14 protein-coding genes, 1 tRNA gene and 2 pseudogenes are annotated in these 18459 nt (G+C 68.5%); 5 read left to right on the top strand and 12 right to left on the bottom strand.

The window, feature by feature from the left end; genetic code table 11:
• Window positions 1-19 precede the first annotated feature (19 nt).
• The 8 genes and pseudogenes from MXD61_RS08270 to MXD61_RS28410 all read right to left on the bottom strand — a co-directional run.
• A pseudogene (locus MXD61_RS08270) lies at window positions 20-505 on the bottom strand (formyltransferase family protein); the annotation flags it as partial.
• A gap of 846 nt (window positions 506-1351) precedes the next feature.
• On the bottom strand, window positions 1352-1765 hold the full coding sequence (locus tag MXD61_RS08265; RefSeq protein WP_248812249.1) for a type II toxin-antitoxin system VapC family toxin: 414 nt from the start codon (window positions 1763-1765) through the stop codon (window positions 1352-1354).
• The gene (locus MXD61_RS08260; RefSeq protein WP_248812248.1) at window positions 1762-2022 is read right to left on the bottom strand and encodes a hypothetical protein; all 261 of its coding nucleotides are present in this window, start codon (window positions 2020-2022) and stop codon (window positions 1762-1764) included. The genes MXD61_RS08265 and MXD61_RS08260 overlap by 4 nt, the downstream gene beginning before the upstream one ends.
• Before the next feature lie 545 nt (window positions 2023-2567).
• Entirely contained in the window at window positions 2568-3980 is a 1413-nt protein-coding gene (locus MXD61_RS08255; RefSeq protein ID WP_248812247.1) for a DUF1524 domain-containing protein, read from the bottom strand.
• A 12-nt stretch (window positions 3981-3992) separates the two neighbouring features.
• Window positions 3993-4652, bottom strand: a pseudogene (locus MXD61_RS28775) (DUF262 domain-containing protein); the annotation flags it as partial.
• Between the two features lie 275 nt (window positions 4653-4927).
• Window positions 4928-5662, bottom strand: coding sequence for a hypothetical protein (locus MXD61_RS08250; protein ID WP_248812246.1), 735 nt, complete (start codon window positions 5660-5662; stop codon window positions 4928-4930).
• 6 nt (window positions 5663-5668) lie between these two features.
• Window positions 5669-6250, bottom strand: a complete 582-nt coding sequence (locus tag MXD61_RS08245; protein ID WP_248812245.1) for a guanylate kinase — start codon at window positions 6248-6250, stop codon at window positions 5669-5671.
• Window positions 6240-7196 carry an AAA family ATPase gene (locus MXD61_RS28410; protein ID WP_248812244.1) on the bottom strand — a complete coding sequence of 319 codons (957 nt, stop codon included), beginning with the start codon at window positions 7194-7196 and terminating at the stop codon, window positions 6240-6242. The genes MXD61_RS08245 and MXD61_RS28410 overlap by 11 nt, the downstream gene beginning before the upstream one ends.
• 181 nt (window positions 7197-7377) lie before the next feature.
• On the opposite strand from MXD61_RS28410, the gene MXD61_RS08235 reads away from it, so the two are divergent.
• Window positions 7378-7821 carry a tyrosine-type recombinase/integrase gene (locus tag MXD61_RS08235; protein ID WP_248812243.1) on the top strand — a complete coding sequence of 148 codons (444 nt, stop codon included), beginning with the start codon at window positions 7378-7380 and terminating at the stop codon, window positions 7819-7821.
• 88 nt (window positions 7822-7909) lie between these two features.
• Here MXD61_RS08235 and MXD61_RS08230 read toward each other — a convergent pair.
• Together MXD61_RS08230 and MXD61_RS08225 are read right to left on the bottom strand one after the other, a co-directional pair.
• Window positions 7910-7982 (bottom strand) — tRNA-Lys (locus MXD61_RS08230).
• A gap of 784 nt (window positions 7983-8766) precedes the next feature.
• Window positions 8767-9039: a hypothetical protein gene (locus MXD61_RS08225; protein ID WP_248812242.1), complete on the bottom strand. Its 273-nt coding sequence runs from the start codon at window positions 9037-9039 to the stop codon at window positions 8767-8769.
• Between the two features lie 85 nt (window positions 9040-9124).
• Between MXD61_RS08225 and MXD61_RS08220 the strand changes: the two genes are divergently transcribed.
• Window positions 9125-12955: an ABC transporter ATP-binding protein gene (locus MXD61_RS08220; RefSeq protein WP_248812241.1), complete on the top strand. Its 3831-nt coding sequence runs from the start codon at window positions 9125-9127 to the stop codon at window positions 12953-12955.
• A gap of 84 nt (window positions 12956-13039) precedes the next feature.
• Here MXD61_RS08220 and MXD61_RS08215 read toward each other — a convergent pair whose 3' ends face one another.
• Together MXD61_RS08215 and MXD61_RS08210 are read right to left on the bottom strand one after the other, a co-directional pair.
• The gene (locus MXD61_RS08215) at window positions 13040-13924 is read right to left on the bottom strand and encodes a hypothetical protein (RefSeq protein WP_248812240.1); all 885 of its coding nucleotides are present in this window, start codon (window positions 13922-13924) and stop codon (window positions 13040-13042) included.
• A complete protein-coding gene (locus MXD61_RS08210) occupies window positions 13918-15522 on the bottom strand; it encodes a phospholipase D-like domain-containing protein (protein WP_251079623.1) in 1605 nt (534 codons plus the stop codon). The genes MXD61_RS08215 and MXD61_RS08210 overlap by 7 nt, the downstream gene beginning before the upstream one ends.
• Before the next feature lie 164 nt (window positions 15523-15686).
• Between MXD61_RS08210 and MXD61_RS08205 the strand changes: the two genes are divergently transcribed.
• From MXD61_RS08205 to MXD61_RS08195, 3 genes are all read left to right on the top strand, one after another.
• Window positions 15687-16448, top strand: coding sequence for a polysaccharide deacetylase family protein (locus MXD61_RS08205; RefSeq protein WP_248812238.1), 762 nt, complete (start codon window positions 15687-15689; stop codon window positions 16446-16448).
• Window positions 16449-16910: 462 nt separating this feature from the next.
• Complete coding sequence (locus tag MXD61_RS08200) at window positions 16911-17627, top strand: response regulator transcription factor (RefSeq protein ID WP_163549301.1); 717 nt, start codon at window positions 16911-16913, stop codon at window positions 17625-17627.
• Between the two features lie 229 nt (window positions 17628-17856).
• Window positions 17857-18336, top strand: coding sequence for an LON peptidase substrate-binding domain-containing protein (locus MXD61_RS08195; protein ID WP_248812237.1), 480 nt, complete (start codon window positions 17857-17859; stop codon window positions 18334-18336).
• Window positions 18337-18459: the final 123 nt, after the last annotated feature.

Genomic DNA, 18459 nt, shown 5'->3' with positions numbered 1-18459 from the left:
AGTCGTCTGGACCGACCGCTATTTCCTGCCGCGCAATGACGGGACCTTCGTCGTACTCCGCGGTGACAAGATGGACGGACGGTCCGGTGACCTGATCGCCAGCGGCCAGGACCGCTTCGTGGACCGCGCTCCCGTACATGCCCTTTCCGCCATGCCGTGGCAACAGGGACGGGTGCACGTTGATGATGCGGCCGGTGAAGGACTCCAGCGTCCGGGGTCCGATCTTCTTCATGTAGCCCGCCGTGACAACCAGGTCGATCCGCCGCTCGTGCAACAGCGTGCAGATGGCGGTGTCGAGCTGGCCGGGATCGGGATGGGTGACTCCTGACATGTGCGCTGCCGGAACAGAATGGGACCGGGCATAGGCGAGGGCACCGGAATCCCGATTGTTGCTCAGCGCCAGACCCAGGCGAAACGCCGCACCGGCCCTGAGGGAAGCCTGATGCAACGCCTGTAGGTTGGTCCCGGTATGCGAGGCGAACACCGCCACGCGAAAGTCAGGCATGCCCGCTGCTCCCCGGCTTCTGCTCAACCACACGATCAGTTTAGGCCTCCGCACCGCGGTGCCGCCTTGGGATGGCGCGTGGGCGCCGTTCACGGACCGCCTGAACCACGCCCCCGCTGGGCGTCACATAAACCAGTGGGTGTGGAGCGCGCTGGCAGCTACCGTGGAGCCCCGACGGCCGGGGATTCGAGGAGAACCATGCGAAGATCTCCACAGTCAGGATCCATCCGCCGGACGAGGTCGAGATAGCGACTTTCGGGCTTGTCCCCGAGTTCGTCGGCTCCGGGGTCGGTGGTTACGCCCTCACTCTCACCACCGAAGCGGCGTGGAGCATCCCGCTTCCGAACCAGCTGGGAGCACGCCGAGTCTGGCTGCACACCTCGACGCTCGACCATCCACACGCCCTGCCGAACTACCTGCGCCGTGGCTTCCGCCCGTTCCACATCGTGGTCCGCGAGGATCCGACGGACCTCCGGTGACGGCGCGGATCTCCAGCGGAAGCCACAGACAGGGTGGTCAGCGTGCGCACTGGCTGCCAGGAAGGATCGTCGATACGGCAGCACCGTGCCGTATCGACTGGTGGGAGCGGGTGCGCCGTCAGGGACTTGAACCCCGAACCCGCGGATTAAGAGTAGCGGGCGGTTCGTCTGCAGATGTCCGTGGACGTCCGCTCCGTCGGCTCGACCTGGGCATCGGCTCCGTCCGTGTTCAGGTTCGTCCGCCGGTGTCCGCGGGCTCGGGTACAGAGTTTGGGTACACCGGGCTCGCTTCGTGTGAGCCGATATCCCGTGGCACGTCTCCGGCGGGGTGCGTCTTCGTACACGGTAATGGCTGTCAACGTCGCTATCAGGCAGGCAGTAGTTCGAAGCCGGGGCAGTGCCGTGGTGTCACCGCCAGGAAGTGCCGGCGGTCGATGGTGGCCAGTCGGGTGATGTCGAGGCGTTCGGCGATCGCGACGACGTAGGCGTCGGTGATGCCAAGCGGGAACCCGGCGTACTGCTCCACCAGTTCGACGGCGCGGTCGAAGTCCGACGTCGTCGGCGTGACCATCGCTAGGTCGCCGCCCTGAAAGGTCTTCAGCAACGCGATCTCGGCGCGGGCACCGAGATGCTTGGTCAGGTGGTAGCAGGTCTCGATCACGACCGGCGCGGGCACGAGGAGCGGTGGGGCTGTTCGCCGCATCAGGGCGGCGCTTGCCTCGTGGTGCTTGTCCCGGCGGTCGAACGCGGCGTAGAGAGGCCCGGTGTCCCAAAGGATCACCGTGTGTCACTCCCAGGGCTGTCGCTGTCGAACAGCGTCTCGTCCACCCGCTCGGACAGGTCATCACGACCGCTGTCGAACGCACCGATGAAGGACGGTCCCACCCACACCGCGCCCTGGGCCGTGGCTTCCTCGTCCAGGTCGGGATTCGCCGCGACGAGGCGCAACAGCGCCCGCCGGGCATCCGCGGTACGTTCCGGGGCAAGTCGGTCGACGAGGGCGTGCAGCTCCGAGTAGTGGTTGTGGGCCACGCTCATACGCTCCAGCGTAGCTCTACTTGGAGATCGTCTTGGAAGGCCGTGACGAGAGTGGCAGCTTGGGACCACGAAAATTTTCTGCACGTCAACACCAAGAGTCATTCGACCTGGTGGGAGCGGGTGCGCCGTCAGGGACTTGAACCCCGAACCCGCGGATTAAGAGATCATCGGTGGCTCGTCCGCTGATGTCCGTGGACGTCCGTCGGTGCTGGTCACGGGCTCGGTTTCGTCCGCTGAGTCCCGTGGCCGTCTCTCGCCGTCTGCGGGCTTGGCTGCCGCTCTGGCTGCCAGAGCCGTGTCACTGGGAATCTTCTGATCCGTAGATGTATCCGGCTGGTCGACCGAGGTCTATGGGATATCCACTCCGTCTGCTGGCCTGCTGCACTCCGTCCAGGAAGCCTGCGGGCATCCACTGACATCGGTGCCTCAATCGCGCACCATCCAACAAAAAGATTATCTCTTGATGTTCGTCGATGTCTGAGGTCAACCATCGCCGTTCACGAGTTTGGCTGAATATACAGCATCAGCAGCCGAATATGAACGACTCAGCTATCGAATAGAAGGAATTCGCGATTAGAATTATCCTCATCGTCTGGAGTGTACATGTCACAAGCTCTCGCGAGATCTGAGCTGCTCATGCGAAGGTGAGCAACGGCGCGCCCTGATGCTTCGAGGGTAACACCCTCCTGCTGAAGGACGGTTCTCGGATCATCGGTCCTCTGCGGATCGGGCCAGCGGATACTTGACGGAATAGATCCATTAAGCATCAGAACACGATGGGCATTTGGAACCGCTCGGCTTGGTAGCCACCGTCCAACGACATGCGCCGAGGTGCCGACCACTTCGGCCACATCCGAGTAGCTTGTCCATCGCCCGGCAGGAATCGATGAAAGAACCTGAGTAAGAATAGGCCAATCCAGGGTAGGCGACGGCGCGATAGCTGCTTGATCTTCAGGGCCAGGCCAAATCCTGGTGATTCGCTCGGCCAACATCCGACCACGATTGTGAACTTCCTCACGACCCCACCGGTCGCTCACCGCTATTTCTCGATTCATGGCTAGGCCGCTATCCATGAGAAGCTTCTTCTTCTCTGTGAATTCACGGTCGGCAAGTTTGGGATTGCTGCCCGTAAGTGTAAGGTTTCCGATCGTGTGCACCAAAGATCTATGAACTTCGTCTATCGTCTCGCCTTCTCTCGCGTCTTCTGCTAGAGTCTCGCGCCATTCCTCTCTATTGATGGTCTGGGGAAGAATGTGCTCGACGGTGAATTTCGCCTCCCAGTCCGGCGGCTCTTCATGGCCGTAGTCCTCTTCGAGGCATCGAAGCACATAAGTACGCTGTGGACCTCGGCCATACCAGTAGAACGGACTGGCGATAGCCGCGTCTCTTATCTGCTGGTCTGTCGGAAACTTTCTGCGGGGGCCGGAAAGCGCGCGCCTGATGGCGTCCGCGGTTGGCGTCGCGTCGCCTAGCTCCTTGACCAGAAGTGCTGAAATGATGTTACTGCCAGCACTGCTGGTGCCGACAATCATTCGCCGAACCAGGTAGCTCTCGGCCATTCGCAGTGCGGCAATGGCCTCATCGGTGTCCATACGCTCAGCAGCGTGCGCAATGAGGATCTTCAGTGCGATCGGGTGGACGACATCCGATCCCCACCTTCGCAGCCGATCGAGCGCCATGCGTAGATTCGGATCCGCCTCTTGCTCCGGGTCGAGTATCTTACTGAAAATTTTAGCCTTAAAATGCAATTCGGCAATCCACTCGGCTATTGAGTGCTCGCTCGGGAGCTTACTCAGATGCCGCTGTTGCGCATGGTAGATTCCGGACTTGGTTGCTTTACTGTCGCCGCGTATTACGAGGTCCAGCCAGATCAGGTCTTCGAGATGCTCCCCAATAAGACTTTGCATAGGGAACCACTGCCAATCGTAAATATGATCAGCGCGAGTTGGCAGTCTCATGAATAGATAGTTCCGGAGTAGGTCCGCTTGCGTCAAACGGAGACCCGTATGGTTTAGTGATTCGAAGATCTGATAAACGTCATCGTCTGGATGTGCGGCAATTTCGACAATTCCGAGTTGGCCGGTTATGATCTGTTCCACTCGACTTGGAGCCACAGGGATTTCGGCGCCCTCGGCCGCGGCGATTTCCGATCGGAAATATGCATATGCGGCATCTATCCCCTGGCTGCCGTTGCCGATGGGTGAACCTTCAACGAGTCCCGTCCATGTAGCACGGTCGGTCCGGGTGGGAAGGAGTGTGTATCTTTCCTGCCCCGTCGCATAGGGGTTGAGAAGGTATAGATCGTTAATCTTGTTTGCAAGACGCTCGTCGCTATTCCGGACGTGATCGCGTATTGCACACAGGAGAATACTGAGGGTTGTAAGGCGCTGTTGTCCATCGACCACCAACCAGACTGCGACGCCTGCTGGCGTTGTTGATGGACTGGGGGCTAGCACTACCGGGCCCATGAAGTGGGTAGCTCGCGGCCCCTCCGCAGCGACGCCGAGGATGTCCCTCCAGAGCTGCCGCAGATTCGCGGTCTTCCAGCTATAAGGACGTTGGTAGAGAGGCACTCCATACTGGCACTGGCCCTGGAGGAGCTCTCCGAGTGTTGTTTCGCTCGCTTTCATTGCCTGTCCCCCGGTTCCTGCTGCGCCGAGTACCGACGACGCCCCAACGCCAAACTAACCTTTTGCCCGCGATGCGAAGATACTACATGCTTGTCGCGAGACAGGTAGAGCCGGGGCGGTGGGTTGCGGCAGGGTTTGGCTCCCGTGCTCTGTAATATCTGGCCGCGGGTGCGACGCGCCCGGCGAGCACGGCCGCCAGGCCGCGCGCAGACGGCCGCGCGGCGCAGCCAGTCGCGAGCCTTGATCCTAAAACGAACAATTCGGCAGACACGAGGCTATCCGCCGCGGCTCGGGTGCCGGGGCGTGGCCATGGCGAACAGGGCGGCGGTGCGGGCGTCCCTGCCGTGCGCGGTGTCGAGGTGGTGTTGGGCGGCGTCGATGGTGGCTTGTAGCTCGGCGACGTTGTCCGTGGGGAACGGGTCGGGTAGGTGGCTTAGGGGTGCGGTGACGATGCCGTCGGCTCCAGCGGTCAGGCTTTCGGCAATGTGGCGGGCGGTGCCGTCCCACAGGGTGAAGTCCGAGCCGGTCGCGGTGCGCAGTGCGGCGATGGTGTCCGGTGGGACCTTGGAGATCTTAGCGGCGGCGGGCAGGACTCCGGCGGCCTGGGCGGCGGCGGCAAGCTGAGGTGTCAGGGTGGCGGGGCTGAACTCGGGATGGCTGAACACGTAGCTTGGGCGCGGCAAGTTGGCGAACAGGTTCAGCACGTCGTGGTCGCTGGCAAAGTCCCGTAGGACGACCATCGGGACGACTCCGGCGGCGGTGGCGTGGGTGATGTCGGCAGGCGTCCAACAGCATGCGGTCAGCCGGTCCACTCCGATCGTCTCCGCCCACAGCTCGACGACCGTGGCACGGTCGACTTCGCTGGCCAGATGTCCGCCGGTCGTGGTGCCGGACAGGATGAACCTGTGCGCCCACGTCCGCCCGGCACGGCGGGCATATTCGGCAGTCGTGGGCCTGTCGATGCCTCCGCTGGGCGTGCGGAAGGTCAGAGCCGGTAGCACCAGATGCATGGGCGGTCAGTCCATCGGGTCGTGCGGATGGATGGTGCCGGCAGAAGGGTCGGTGACGGCGTGGTTGATGACGTCGGCGACCTGCTCGGGCGACCGCCGGTCTGTCCGTAGGACCAGATCGAACAGATCCGTCCGGGCGGCCTTGTCGAAGTCGGCCAACGTCTCGTCCCACACGGTCAGCCGCGCGTCGACGTCGGTACTCCCACGCTCGCGGGCGCGGGCTTCGGTCACCTCACGCGGGCACCACAGCGACGCCGTCACCCATCGGGCGGGATAGCCGGTGTGCAGGGCTTCGATGCCGGCGATCTGGCCGAGATGCACCACCGGCACCCGGCCGGCGGCAATGAGTTCGTCCAGGCGGGGCCGGTCGATCGCGTACACGTTTCCGTATCGCTCGTTCGCGTACAGGATCAGTCCCTGCGCCTGGAGGCGGCCGAGCTCGGCGCCGGACGCGACCCGGTAGGGCGCACGGGCATTCGCCCCGACTTTCAGCCGGTCGAAATGCACGTACCGACCGGTCAGCGCCGCAGTGATTGTGTCCTTTCCGGATGCGGGCGGTCCGTAGAGGATGACGGCGTCAGGAGGCATCGCGGATCCGGCTGGCCAGGCGGCGGGCGTGTTCGGCGAGGTTGCTGCGGGCGTGGCGGCTGTTGTCGACCACGTAGTGCGTGCACACCGGCCGCTGGTCGGGGTCGATGGTGGCTACGTACTCGTCCCAGTAGGACAGCTTCCACGTGTCCCGGGCGGCGTCGCGGGATTCGAGGTAGTCGCGTTGGGAGTCGATGTCGCAGCGCAACCAGACGACGGCGATCGCTGCCCCGGCGTTCGCGCACCGCTTCTTCATCCGTTCCAACCATGCCGAGTCGGTCAGCTCGCGGACGAACGGTGCGGTCACCACGGTGGGCAGGCCCAACCGCAGGTTGTCGAACGCGGTGTCGAGCATCGCCCGGTACTCCAACGGGCGGATCCTTCCGGTGTACGTCTCGCCCTGGCGGTCGTTGGGGTCGGTGTCCAGCGAGAGCAACAGGGAGTCGGTGAGTGGGCGGCTCATCGTGTCCTTGTCCAGCAACGACCAGCCGGTGATCTCGCAGATGAACCGGGCGAACTCCGTCTTCCCCGATCCCGGGAACCCGGCCACCATCACCAGCGCCGGGGAACCCTCCCGCGGGCGGCCAGAACTCCACGCGCCCAAGACCTTCGATTCCAGGTCGAACGGCGGCAGCTCCACCCGACCGCCCCGACCCGCGGCCGGCGGCTCGATGCACGCGAGTAGCTGGCGGATGGAGTCGGTGACCTCGTCCCGGCGGGGTGCTGCCGGCGGTGCCCCGAACGCCGCCCCGGCCTGCTCGCGCAGATGACTCGGGACCCGCAGCGTCTCCTGCGGCGGATGCGGGGCGGCCCCGACCGCTCCGGACACCTCCCATGGGCGCGGGGCCAGACCGACCATCGCACCGGGGATCCGCAGACCATCGGCGATGCGCTCGATGACGTCGACGTCTTCGACCTTCGCCTTGCCCCCGGCGATCCGGCGCACCAGCGACTGACTGAACCCCTCGACCGATGAGTTGACCGTTCGCCAAGCCCTCCAACGCCGCGCGTGGGCGCACGGCTGCGGCGACGTGCCCTCCTGCGGGACGCCTCGTCGCTGCCCCCGGCGTACCGGTGGGGGACTGGTCATTGTCCAGCCGAAGTCTCGGGCGGGCCGGCGAACCATCGTGCTCCCGCCCGGCCTGGCGACTGATCTGCGCGCGCACCGTGCGACGCAACGCCAGGAAGCGGAAGCGGCCGGCAGCGCATGGCGTAACGAGCACGATTTGGCGTTCACGCAGCCGACTGGCCACCCGATCGACCCCAGTGCCGATCACCGGGCCTGGAAGGCGCTTCTCGACGCTGCGGGCGTTCGGGCTGCCCGGTTGCACGACGCGCGTCACACGATGGCAAGCCTTCTGCTCGCGCAGAAGGTCCACCCGCGGGTCGTCATGGAGATCATGGGGCACTCGCAGATCAGCCTGACGCTCGGCACCTACAGCCATGTTGCGCCGGAGCTGTCCACCGACGCCGCGGACCGGATGGCAGCGACGCTGTGGGACACCACGAACAGTGACAAGCCCCAGCCGAAGCCAGAGGAAGAAACGGAGGAGGAGCCAGAGGCCGAATAACTGCTGTGTGCCCTCTGGCTGCCAGCGTGGCTGCCAAGAAGGACCAACGCTACGGCAGGACCGTGCCGTATGGGCTGGTGGGAGCGGGTGCGCCGTCAGGGACTTGAACCCCGAACCCGCGGATTAAGAGTCCGCTGCTCTGCCAATTGAGCTAACGGCGCGTTGCCTTCGCGTTCCCAGCTGGTTGCCGCGTCGACATGGAGAACTCTACCAGGCTGCGCGGGGGGTGTGGCTGGGGGGTGGGTCGGACTTGGTGGATAGGTCGGTCACGGCGGGCGGCTCGGCCCGGTCGCGACGGTCGGGGCTCGGTGATCTGGGTGTGTCGGGGGTGCTGGTGGTGGGGCGGCGGTTCCGCGGAACACCCTGATCGGAACGGTGGTGACTGAAGGGATCTGGCTTGGTTCGCTACGTGATTGTTGGTGTGGTGGCTGGCCGGGGTTGGTGGTGGGGAGGAGGGGGAGGGTGTGTCCGGCGCGCCTGCCGGGTTGCGATCTTGTCGTGCCGAGGGGTGTTCGGTGCCATGCCGAGGGCTGGTCGGGGAATCAGGGGGTCGATTTCCGAACAGGCCTCGGCAAGCGGGTGGATGGGCTGGTTTGTCTGGCGGTGCGGTCGCGACGGTGGGGGCATGGCGGGAGGGGCGTCCCGGGCCAGGCGGGTCAGGGCGTGCACGGGTAATGCGGGCGGAGGTGGGGTGGGTTGCGGCAGTCCGGAACGGGTGGAAAAGGGAGATAAGGAGCAAGGAGGGCAGGGGGCTGGGTGTGGCGGCTGGGCGGAGGGCGGAGGACAGGGGGCAGGGGCTGAGTGTGGAGGGCGGGGTGTGGTCTGGTGGCGGTGTGGTGTGGGCATCAACGGCGTTGCGGGAATGTTGCGCTGATAGACACTGACTGGGCCGTGCACGGACGCCGACGGACGTAACGTCGAAGCGGCGGTCACGGACCTCCGCCGTCAGCTGTCCATCGCGTGAGCTCCGACGGCGGCTGGTTCGGCGCGCCCGCACATCCTGGAGGTCACCGCGAGCACCGAAGCATCCGCATCCGCGTCCACGGCTGCGTCCACGACTGCGTCCACGGCCGCGTCGCAGGCGACCACCGCGACGCCGCCGCATTCGACGTCGGACTCCCACGGGCGGCCCCAACCCAACGCCGACCCGTCGAGCACCGACTCGTCGAACGCTGCCCAGCCGAACGTCGAGCCCTCCAGTGCCGAGCAGCCGAACACCGAGCAGCCGAATGCCGAGCAGCCGAATGCCGAGCCGTCCAGCGCGGAGCGGGATCGGGGGTGGGTACGGCGGCTGCTGGGGGCGGTGCTGGTCTATCGGCGCAACGCGCTGCTGGCGTTCGGGGCGTCGCTGGTCGGGACGTTGATCACGGCGGCGGTGCCGTTGGTGGAGCGGTCGGTCATCGACAACGTGGTGGTGACGCATCGGCATGCGCTGGCGCCGTATCTGGTGGTGCTGCTCGCGTCCGGTGTGTTGATCTTCGTGTTGACGTTCGTGCGGCGGTACGCGGGCGGGAAGCTCTCGTTGGACGTGCAGTACGACCTGCGTGACCAGGTCTTCGCGACGATCGAGCGGCTCGACGGGAACCGGCAGGACCAGCTGTCCACGGGGCAGGTGGTGTCGCGGGCGATCTCCGATGTGACGGCGATCCAGGGGTTGCTGTCGTATCTGCCGATGGTCAGTGGGAACGTGCTGCTGTTCTTCGCGTCCATGGCGGCGATGGCGTGGCTGTCGCCGTTGCTGACGCTGATCGCGCTGGCGATGTGGCCGGCGCTGTACTTCCTGGGGATTCGGGCGCGGCACACCGTCTTTCCGGCGACCTGGGCGGCGCAGCAGCAGGCGGGGGAGGTCGCGGGGGCCGTCGAGGAGGCGGTCGCCGGGGTGCGGGTGGTCAAGGGGTTCGGGCAGGAGTCGCGGGAGCTTGACCGGGTCGCGGGGCACGCGCGGCTGCTGTTCGCGCTGCGGATGCGGGCGGTGCGGATCACCAGCCGGTTCGGCGCGGCGATGCAGGCGGTACCGGCGCTGGGGCAGGTCGCGGTGCTGGCGTTCGGCGGGTGGCTGGCGCTCACGGACAGGATCACGCTCGGCACGTTCCTCGCGTTCAGCACCTACCTTGGCGCTCTGATCGGGCCGACCCGCACTCTCGCGGGGCTGCTCACCGTCGGCCAGCAGGCCAAGGCCAGCACCGTGCGGATCTTCGAGATCATCGACTCGCGGCCCACGATCAGCGACGCACCGGACGCGCGTCCGCTCGAGGGCGCCGCCCGTGGCCTCGTCGAACTCGACGATGTCACCTTCGGCTACCAGCCGGAGCGGCCGGTGTTGCAGGGGGTGAGCCTGCGTGTCGAACCGGGCGAGACCCTGGCGCTTGTCGGGACGTCCGGCTCGGGCAAGTCGACGATCGCGCAGCTGCTGGCGCGCTTCTACGATCCGCAGGGCGGAGCGGTCCGCCTCGACGGGCACGACGTGCGCACGCTGACCCTCGCGGGTCTGCGCGGGCAGCTCGGCATGGTCTTCGAGGACAGTTTCCTGTACTCCGACTCGGTCCGGGCGAACATCAGCTACGGCCGGCCGGACGCGACCGAGGAGCAGATCGTCGCGGCCGCCCGCGCCGCCCAGGCCGACGGGTTCATCCGCGAGCTCCCGGACGGCTATGGCACGGTTGTCGGCGAGCAGGGGCTGACCCTGTCCGGCGGGCAGCGCCAGCGGGTCGCGCTCGCCCGCGCCCTGCTCACGGACCCACGGGTGCTGGTTCTCGATGACGCCACGTCCGCTGTCGACGCCCGCATCGAGGCGGAGATCCACACCGCGCTCGCCGAGGTGATGCGCGGGCGCACCACGATTCTGATCGCGCACCGCCGCTCCACCCTGCACCTCGCCGACCGCGTCGCCGTCCTGGACGCCGGCCGTGTCGTCGACCAGGGCAGCGAGGCCGAACTCGCCGCCCGCTGCTCGCTGTTTCGCCGCCTGCTCGCCGGTCCTGGCGACCGCCTCGCCGAGGAACCCGAGCAACCGGGACCGGAACCGGAACCGGAACCGGCGCCGGTGTCGGAGCCGGGGTCGGAGCCGGCCGCGGCGGCGTTGCCGGCACAGCCGCCGTCGATGCCAGCGGCGTTGCCCGTCCAGGCGATCTCCGCCGGGCAGCGGCGGTACACCACCACCGCCGCCGGCGCTGACGGTGGACGAGGTGGCTTCGGTGGCCGCGGTGCCGGGGGGATCGGCGGTGGCCAGGGGTTTCGCGGGCCGGCGGGGCGGGCGTTCGGGGGCGGGGGTGCGTTCGGGGATGTCCCGGCGACACCGGACCTGCTCGCCAAGGTCGACGCGTTGCCGCCGGCGACGGAGGATCCGCACATCGACCAGGGCGCGGCCGCCGCGCCCGACCCGGGTTTCACCCTGCGGCGACTGCTGGCCTGGGTGCGGATTCCGCTGGTGGTGGGCCTGGTGCTGGTCGCGTTGGACGCACTCGCCGGGCTCGCCGTGCCGGCGCTGGTGCGCCACGCCGTCGACCACGGGGTGAGCACGGGCGCGCGGAACGCGCTGTTCGCGACGGCTGGTGTCGCGCTGGCGGTGACCCTCGCCGACTGGGTGGTCCAGGTCTGGCAGACCAGGGTCACCGGGCGGATGGGGGAGCGGCTGCTCTACGTACTGCGGGTCAAGACCTTCGCGCAGTTGCAGCGGCTCGGACTGGACTACTACGAGCGTGAGCTCGCCGGGCGGATCATGACCCGGATGACGACGGACGTCGACGCGCTGTCGACGTTCCTGCAGACGGGGCTGACCACCGCGATCGTCAGCCTGCTGTCGTTCTTCGGGGTGCTGGTCGCGCTGCTGATCCTGGACGCCCAGCTCGCCCTCGTCGTCGTGGCCGTGCTGCCGGTGCTCATCGCCGCGACCGTGGTGTTCCGGCGGCGCTCGTCCGCGGCGTACACCGAGTCTCGGGAGCGGGTCAGCGCGGTCAACGCGTCCCTGCAGGAGAACCTGGCCGGGCTGCGGGTCGCGCAGGCCTTCGGCCGTGAACAGGTCAACCAGGAACGTTTCCGTGAGCTCTCCGACGCCTACCGGGTGTCCCGCGTCCGCGCCCAGCGGATGATCGCGATCTACTTCCCCGGGGTGGAGTTCCTGTCCCGGATCGCGCTCGCCCTGGTGCTCGGGGTCGGCGCGCACCTGGTCGACGACGGATCGCTGACGGCAGGTGGGCTGCTCGCGTTCATGCTGTACGTCAACCTGTTCTTCTCACCCGTCCAGCAGCTGTCGCAGGTGTTCGACGGCTACCAGCAGGCGATGGTGGGGCTGCGGCGGCTGTCCGACCTGCTGCGCACGCCGACGTCCACGCCGCCCGCCGAGCATCCGCGAGCCGTCGGCCGGTTGGCCGGCGAGATCATCCTCGATGATGTGACGTTCGCCTACACGGTGGGCGGGCGGCGGACGAAGACCCGGGCGGTGGACGCGGTGAGCCTGCGGATCGCGCCGGGGGAGACCGTCGCGTTCGTCGGGGAGACCGGGGCGGGCAAGTCGACGGTGCTCAAACTCGTCGCCCGCTTCTACGATGTCACCGGCGGGGCGATCCGCGTCGACGGGGTGGACGTGCGTGAGTTCGACCTGTCCGGCTATCGGCGGCGCCTGGGCATCGTGCCGCAGGAACCGTTCCTGTTCTCCGGGTCCGTGCGCGACGCCATCGCCTACGCCAGGCCCGACGCCTCCGACGAACAGGTACGTGCGGCGGCGCGGGCCGTCGGCGCCGAGGCGTTCATCGCATCGCTGCCCACGGGCTACGACCATCCCGTCGGCGAACGTGGCCGTGGGCTGTCCGCCGGGCAGCGCCAGCTGCTCGCGCTCGCCCGCGCCGAACTCGCAGACCCGGACATCCTGCTGTTCGACGAGGCCACCGCCGCCCTCGACCTCGCCACCGAGGCCGCCGTCACCGCCGCCGCCGAGGCCGTCACCACCCGGCGGACCACGATCGTCATCGCCCACCGGCTCACCACCGCCGCCCGCGCCGACCGGGTCGTCGTCATGGCCGGCGGACGTGTCGCCGAACAGGGCACCCACGCGGAGCTCCTCGACGCCGGCGGCGCCTACAGCCGGCTCTGGGCGGCGTTCACCGCGGGAAACGCCGACAATTCCGCGATGGCATGAGACGAACACGGCCTCGCCCTGGCGCTGCGTCGACCGGAGGAGGCCGAGACGTTCGCGGCCGACCTCGCCGACCGGCTGTGCGCGCTAGGGATGCCGGACCGTACCTACCTGTCCTGGCGGGATGAGCTCGGCCTGCACCGCCGTTCCGTCACGGGACGCCGCATCGCGACCACCCGCCGGGTCGCCTGAACCGCGCTCGCGGTCGGCCCCGGCGGACAGCGTCGCCTGGGCGATCGCCGCTCCGTAGCGGGCGGCGCCCGGCGACGGCAGCGGGCAGGGGGTCATCGGCGGCACCGTCAGCGGGCAGAAGTGGGTGCCGTCCGGGCTGCGGACGGTCACGAAGCCGCTCGGCCCGCAGGTCTCGCCCCTGGTGCAGTGCAGGGTCGGCGTGAACCGGCCGTTGTCGGTCACCACCCGTCCCGCCGGTGCGACGGTGACGACCCCGCCGGGACGATGGTCGGCGGCGATCCGCTGCCACACCCGGTCCAGCGCGGTGCGGCCCGCGGCGTCCACCGGCTGGTCCGACCGCGGCGGCGCCTCCACCAGGACGACGGCGACCCCGGCGGCGGTCAGCTGATCCACGGCCTGGCCGACGTCGGCCCGGTAGGCGGCGACCAGATCCCGGCCGCGCATACAGGGGGTGCCCTCGTTACCGGAGAACGCCAGCGCCGCCACGGTCGGACGGAACGCGCGGAGCTGGACCGCCAGATCGGGAAGCCAGTCGCAGGGGGCGGTCCCGCCCCAGGTCCGCACGAGCGCGGTGGCGTGCCGGTCGGCCTCCACGTCCCGGGTGAACACCGCCCCCGCCTCCCAGGCCAGCGAGTCGCCCCACAACACGACCCGCTGGCCCGCGACCGATCTGGTCCGCGACGCCGGATGCTGCACGACCCAGGTACCCGCGACGAGCACCACGGCCGTCACGAACAGCCACGAGATCGGGCTGAGTCGCCTGGTCCGGCCGATCACCATCGTCCGGCGGTCCGCATCCGACGGGGCCGACCGTCCGGATCGTAGATCGCGTGGTAGAGCGATCGTGCCCAGGCCTGCTGGACCCGGCCGAGCTGATGCGGGGTGTGCGGTACCACCCGCCCCGGCGGACGATCACCGACCCGCCCGCCGGCGTGCCAGGCGGCCAGCGCCGCCGCCCGTTCGCGGAACAGGGCGAACCCCGTCTCCGGGTCGATCAGGTCGTCGTCGGGACCGTCCCAGTCCAGGTGCTCACGCCACAGGTTCAGGCGCAGGTCACGGGCGTACACCCGGGCGCCGTCGCCGAGTCCGCCCGGGTCGCGTGGCTCCCGCGGGTCGAGCTCGTCGTCGATGGTCGCCACCGCGAGCTCGCTGTCGTGTGTCCAGGACCGACGGTTGAGGTTGTCCGACCCCACCGACGCCCACACGTCGTCGACCGTCACCGCCTTCGAGTGGACGTAGACGGGTGTGCCCGCGTGGTTCTCCACGTCGTACACCGCGACCCGGTCACCGCCCGCGTCGCGGCAGACCTGCAGCGCCTGCTGCCGGCCGACCAGGTTCGGCGGCAACGACAGCGCCCCGCCCTGGGTCGGATGCCGCGGCACCACGATGATCAGATGAAGCCGCGGGGAGCGGCGCAACGCCTCGGCGAACAACTCGGCGACCTCGATGGACCACATGTACTGGTCCTCCAGGTAGATCAGCCGGCTGGCCCGCCGCAGCACCTTCTGGTAGGCGCGGGCGATCGAACGCTCCCCGACCCGCGCGAACGGGTACGGCCCCCACCGCCGTCGCGGGTAGGTCCGCAGGATCTGCACGTTGTGCGAACCGGCCGGTGCCGGGTCGGCCTGCTGCGGGTCGGGTAGCGGCTCGGTGGACGTCGCCACCGGACGCAGCCGGTAGTACAGCCGCCGCACCGGGTTCGGGTTCTCCAACGACGTCGGATCATCCCAGCGTTCGCGGAACGTGTACTCGAGATCACCGACCGCCGGGCCACGCACCTCGACCTGAAGGTCGTGCCAGGGCGGGGCGTCGCCGTACGCCTTCGCGATCGGCTGGCTCTGCGGATCGCCGGCGTGGGCCGCGTCGTCGCGCCGGTTGTGACACAGGTCGATCCCGCCGGCGAACGCGACGCCACCGTCGGGGTCGCCGCCGCGGCGGGCGATCACGAGCTTCTGGTGGTGCGAGCCGCCGGCGCGCACCCGCTGGTCCAACGCGACCTGGGCGCCCGCTTCCACCAGCCGTTCGGCCAGCAGCCGGTTCGGCTTCGAGCTGAACGAGAGCAACTCCAGATGCGAGCGCCAGAGCAGCCCACGCACCGTGATCCCACGGGCGGCCGCCCGACCCAGCACCTCACCCACCTCGGAGCCGGCACCGTCCAGGCGCTGGTCGAGATCGCCGCGCCAGTCGGTGAACAGCAACAGGTCACCGGCGTCGAGGCTCTCGACGGTCGTCAGCAGCCGGCTGAAGTACTCCCGGCCATGGATGAGCGCCACGACCTGGTTGCCGGTCGTCCACAGTCGCCCGTCACCGCGCCGTCGATCCAGCGCGGTGTCCGGATTGCCCCGCTCGTCGCCCGCGAGGAACCAGGACGCGAGCATCTCCTCCTTGCTGGGCACGGGTAACACTGTCGCGCCGTCAACGGTCACCGTCGCCTCACTTTCTGCTTTCAGTTCCAGTACGACCCATACCGCCTCCTACCAGACCGCGAAGCCGGGGGACGTGACCGGACTCATAGCCATCGCCCCTGTGGGACAGTCTCGGCATGCGGCCCTCCGGCGTACCACTGATGGTGACGTTCGGCCTGACGGCCGGGGTGGCCTACGGACTGCCGTCGCTGGCGACCCTGCGCCGGGCCCGCATCCGGCTCACTCCACGTCTGGCCGGGATCGGCACGCCCGACCATGTCGCGCTTACCTTCGATGACGGACCTGACCCGGCATCCACCCCATTGTTCCTTGCGGTGCTCGCCGAGCTGGAGGTAAGGGCCACCTTCTTCGTGCTGGGCAGTCAGGTCCAGCGGGCGCCGGGCCTGGCCGCGGAGATGGTCGCGGCCGGGCACGAGCTCGGCGTGCACGGCTGGGATCACCGCCCCATGCTGCTGCGCGGCCCCCGCTCGACCCACGACCAGCTGCTGCGCACCCGCGACCTGATCGCCGAGGTGACCGGCCAACCGCCGCGTCATGTTCGCCCACCCCACGGCATCCTGTCGTCCGGGGTGCTGCTGGCCGCCCGGGCCCTGGAGCTCACCCCGGTGCTCTGGTCGGCCTGGGGTCGGGACTGGACCGCCGACGCCACCCCGGCCAGTGTGCTCGCCACCCTCGCCCCCGACCTGCGCGGCGGCGCCACGGTGCTGCTGCACGACAGTGACTGCACCAGCGCCCCCGGTGCCTGGCGCAGCGCGCTGGGCGCCCTGCCCGAGCTCGCCGCCCGCTGCGACGACGCCGGGTCGCGGGTCGGCCCGCTGGCCGAGCACGGTCTGGCCGACCATGGCCTGTTCGACCATGGCCTGTTCGCCCGGGCCTGACGCGGCACCGGGGATGAATGCGACATCACCGGATACCCGGCGGTATTACCACGATGCGACGCGCCTCGTCTATTTGCTGCACCGATAGATAACTTCGCTGCCCAAATGACGATTGGTCATTGGCGGCTCGTCGGGTAATCCCGACGGCTGCCACCTGCGTCCGTTTTCGGGCGGTCTGCGCGCCTGCTGGTGTCCGGTCGGTGTCCAGGGCGGGGGTCGGCTGGCCGGAACGGCTGCCGCATCGCGGACGAAACCGCTGATACCCGCAGTTCGCCGCGCCCGATCCCCGTATTATTTCCGGCATGTCGGATGCCTTACCGGGGATCGGCGCCACCACCTCGCCGACGCCGTCACGACCACTGGTATGTCCTTCATCACGTAGAGTGGATGAGTGTCCGAACCCTCTTTCGTTCGCGTCCGCGTCATGGGCCGGACGTTTCGCCGCTGATACCCGGGTATGTGATGACGGCCAGTGTTGTGCCGCCGTCGGCCGCTGAAGCCGGCACCGTCGAGGGCTCCGCACCGATTCGAGTCCTCGTCGTAGACGACCATGAGCTCTTTCTGCAGGGACTGCAGACCGTGCTGGAGATCGAGGACGACATCAGTGTCGTCGGTCAGGCCGGTGACGGCCAGGAGGCGCTGTCGCTGGCATCGGGCACCCTGCCGGACATCGTCCTGATGGACGTGCGCATGCCCGGCCGCGACGGCATCGCCGCCGCCAGCGCCATCCGCCGAGCGGTGCCGCGGACCAGGATCGTGATGTTGACGATGTCGGACGAGGAGTCCGACCTCTTCGACGCGATCAAGGCCGGTGCCGTCGGGTATCTGCTCAAGTCCATCCCGCCGCACGAGGTGGCCGACGCCGTCCGCGCCGTGCACAACGGCCAGAGCCTGATCAGCCCCTCGATGGCCTCGAAGCTGATGGTCGAGTTCGCCACCATGGCCCGCGGTTCGGATGATCGGCCACGTGCCCCCGCCCCCCATCTGACCGCCCGTGAGCTCGAGGTCCTGCGACTGGTGGCCGAGGGCCGGGCCAACCGCGAGATCGCCCGCAAGCTGTTCATCAGCGAGAACACGGTCAAGAACCACGTGCGCAACATCCTCGACAAGCTCCAGCTGCACTCTCGGATGGAAGCGGTCATGTACGCCGTCCGCCAGGGCCTGTTCGACATCGAATGACGCCACCCGCACCCTGAGCCCCTACCGGTGGGCCGGGTGCCGGCGGGTCCCGTACCGGCTGGCCCGTACCGGCGGTCTGCGCCGCCCTTGGCGCCGAGGTCTGCGCTGAGCTCTGCGCCGAGGGCGGTGACCGAGGGCGTTCGCTGAGGGCGATCAGGCTTCGGGACATCGATGGACTGACCTGAGTTAAGCCATGGTGACTCAACTTCCTGACGTGAGGGTGGACCACATGGCACAGCACAGGGTGTTGCCCGTCCTGCCCGGCATGGTGGTGTCCCTCGACCTGGCCGACGACGAGACCCGTGCGGCCGTGGATGCCGCCCGTGCCGGCGGGGCTCCCGGCGCCTCCGACGCTCGGGCGCCGGGCGTCTCCAGCCGGCCCGCCGGGGGCGGCGCGCAGGTGCTGCTCGTCCCACGGGTCGACGGTCAGCTCGCCCAGGTGGCCGCGGTCGGGGTGATCGAGCAGACCGGGCGGCTGCCGCGTGGCGGTTCGGCCGCCGTGGTGCGGGGGACGTCCCGCGTCAGCGTCGTCGCGCTGCGTCCGGCACCGCCCGCGCCCGACGCTGACGCCGCCGCGGGCGACGCCGGTGCGGGCGACGCCGTCAAGGTGCGCTGGGCCGAGGTCCGTGACCTCGAAGCCGGCGCTGACGAAGGTGCGCAGGGGCTGGCGCGTGAGTACAGGGCGCTGTTGACATCCTCCCCGGCCTGAAGACCGGGGATTCCCACCCTCGCGGGCAGGTTTTCCTGTTTCACCAACAGACGCCTCCCCACTCTAGGAGTGGGGTGGTCTCACTCCGTCTCCGCAGGCGATCACGGCGAGCCCCGCCGCGAG

It is taken from the genome of Frankia sp. AgPm24, from assembly GCF_023243055.1.
GTDB classification, from domain to species: Bacteria; Actinomycetota; Actinomycetes; order Frankiales; family Frankiaceae; genus Frankia; species Frankia umida.
The sequence above is the reverse complement of the archived record's forward strand: the minus strand, read 5'-3'. Positions and strand labels throughout refer to the sequence as shown.

Bases quoted from the DNA above. Each gene is read 5' to 3' on its own strand.
- MXD61_RS08260 (WP_248812248.1), bottom strand. From the start codon at position 2,022: ATGAGCGTGGCCCACAACCACTACTCGGAGCTGCACGCCCTCGTCGAC.
- MXD61_RS08255 (WP_248812247.1), bottom strand. From the start codon at position 3,980: ATGAGACTGCCAACTCGCGCTGATCATATTTACGATTGGCAGTGGTTC.
- MXD61_RS08250 (WP_248812246.1), bottom strand. From the start codon at position 5,662: ATGCATCTGGTGCTACCGGCTCTGACCTTCCGCACGCCCAGCGGAGGC.
- MXD61_RS08245 (WP_248812245.1), bottom strand. From the start codon at position 6,250: ATGCCTCCTGACGCCGTCATCCTCTACGGACCGCCCGCATCCGGAAAG.
- MXD61_RS08215 (WP_248812240.1), bottom strand. From the start codon at position 13,924: ATGGTGATCGGCCGGACCAGGCGACTCAGCCCGATCTCGTGGCTGTTC.
- MXD61_RS08210 (WP_251079623.1), bottom strand. From the start codon at position 15,522: ATGCTCGCGTCCTGGTTCCTCGCGGGCGACGAGCGGGGCAATCCGGAC.
- MXD61_RS08205 (WP_248812238.1), top strand. From the start codon at position 15,687: ATGCGGCCCTCCGGCGTACCACTGATGGTGACGTTCGGCCTGACGGCC.
- MXD61_RS08200 (WP_163549301.1), top strand. From the start codon at position 16,911: ATGACGGCCAGTGTTGTGCCGCCGTCGGCCGCTGAAGCCGGCACCGTC.
- MXD61_RS08195 (WP_248812237.1), top strand. From the start codon at position 17,857: ATGGCACAGCACAGGGTGTTGCCCGTCCTGCCCGGCATGGTGGTGTCC.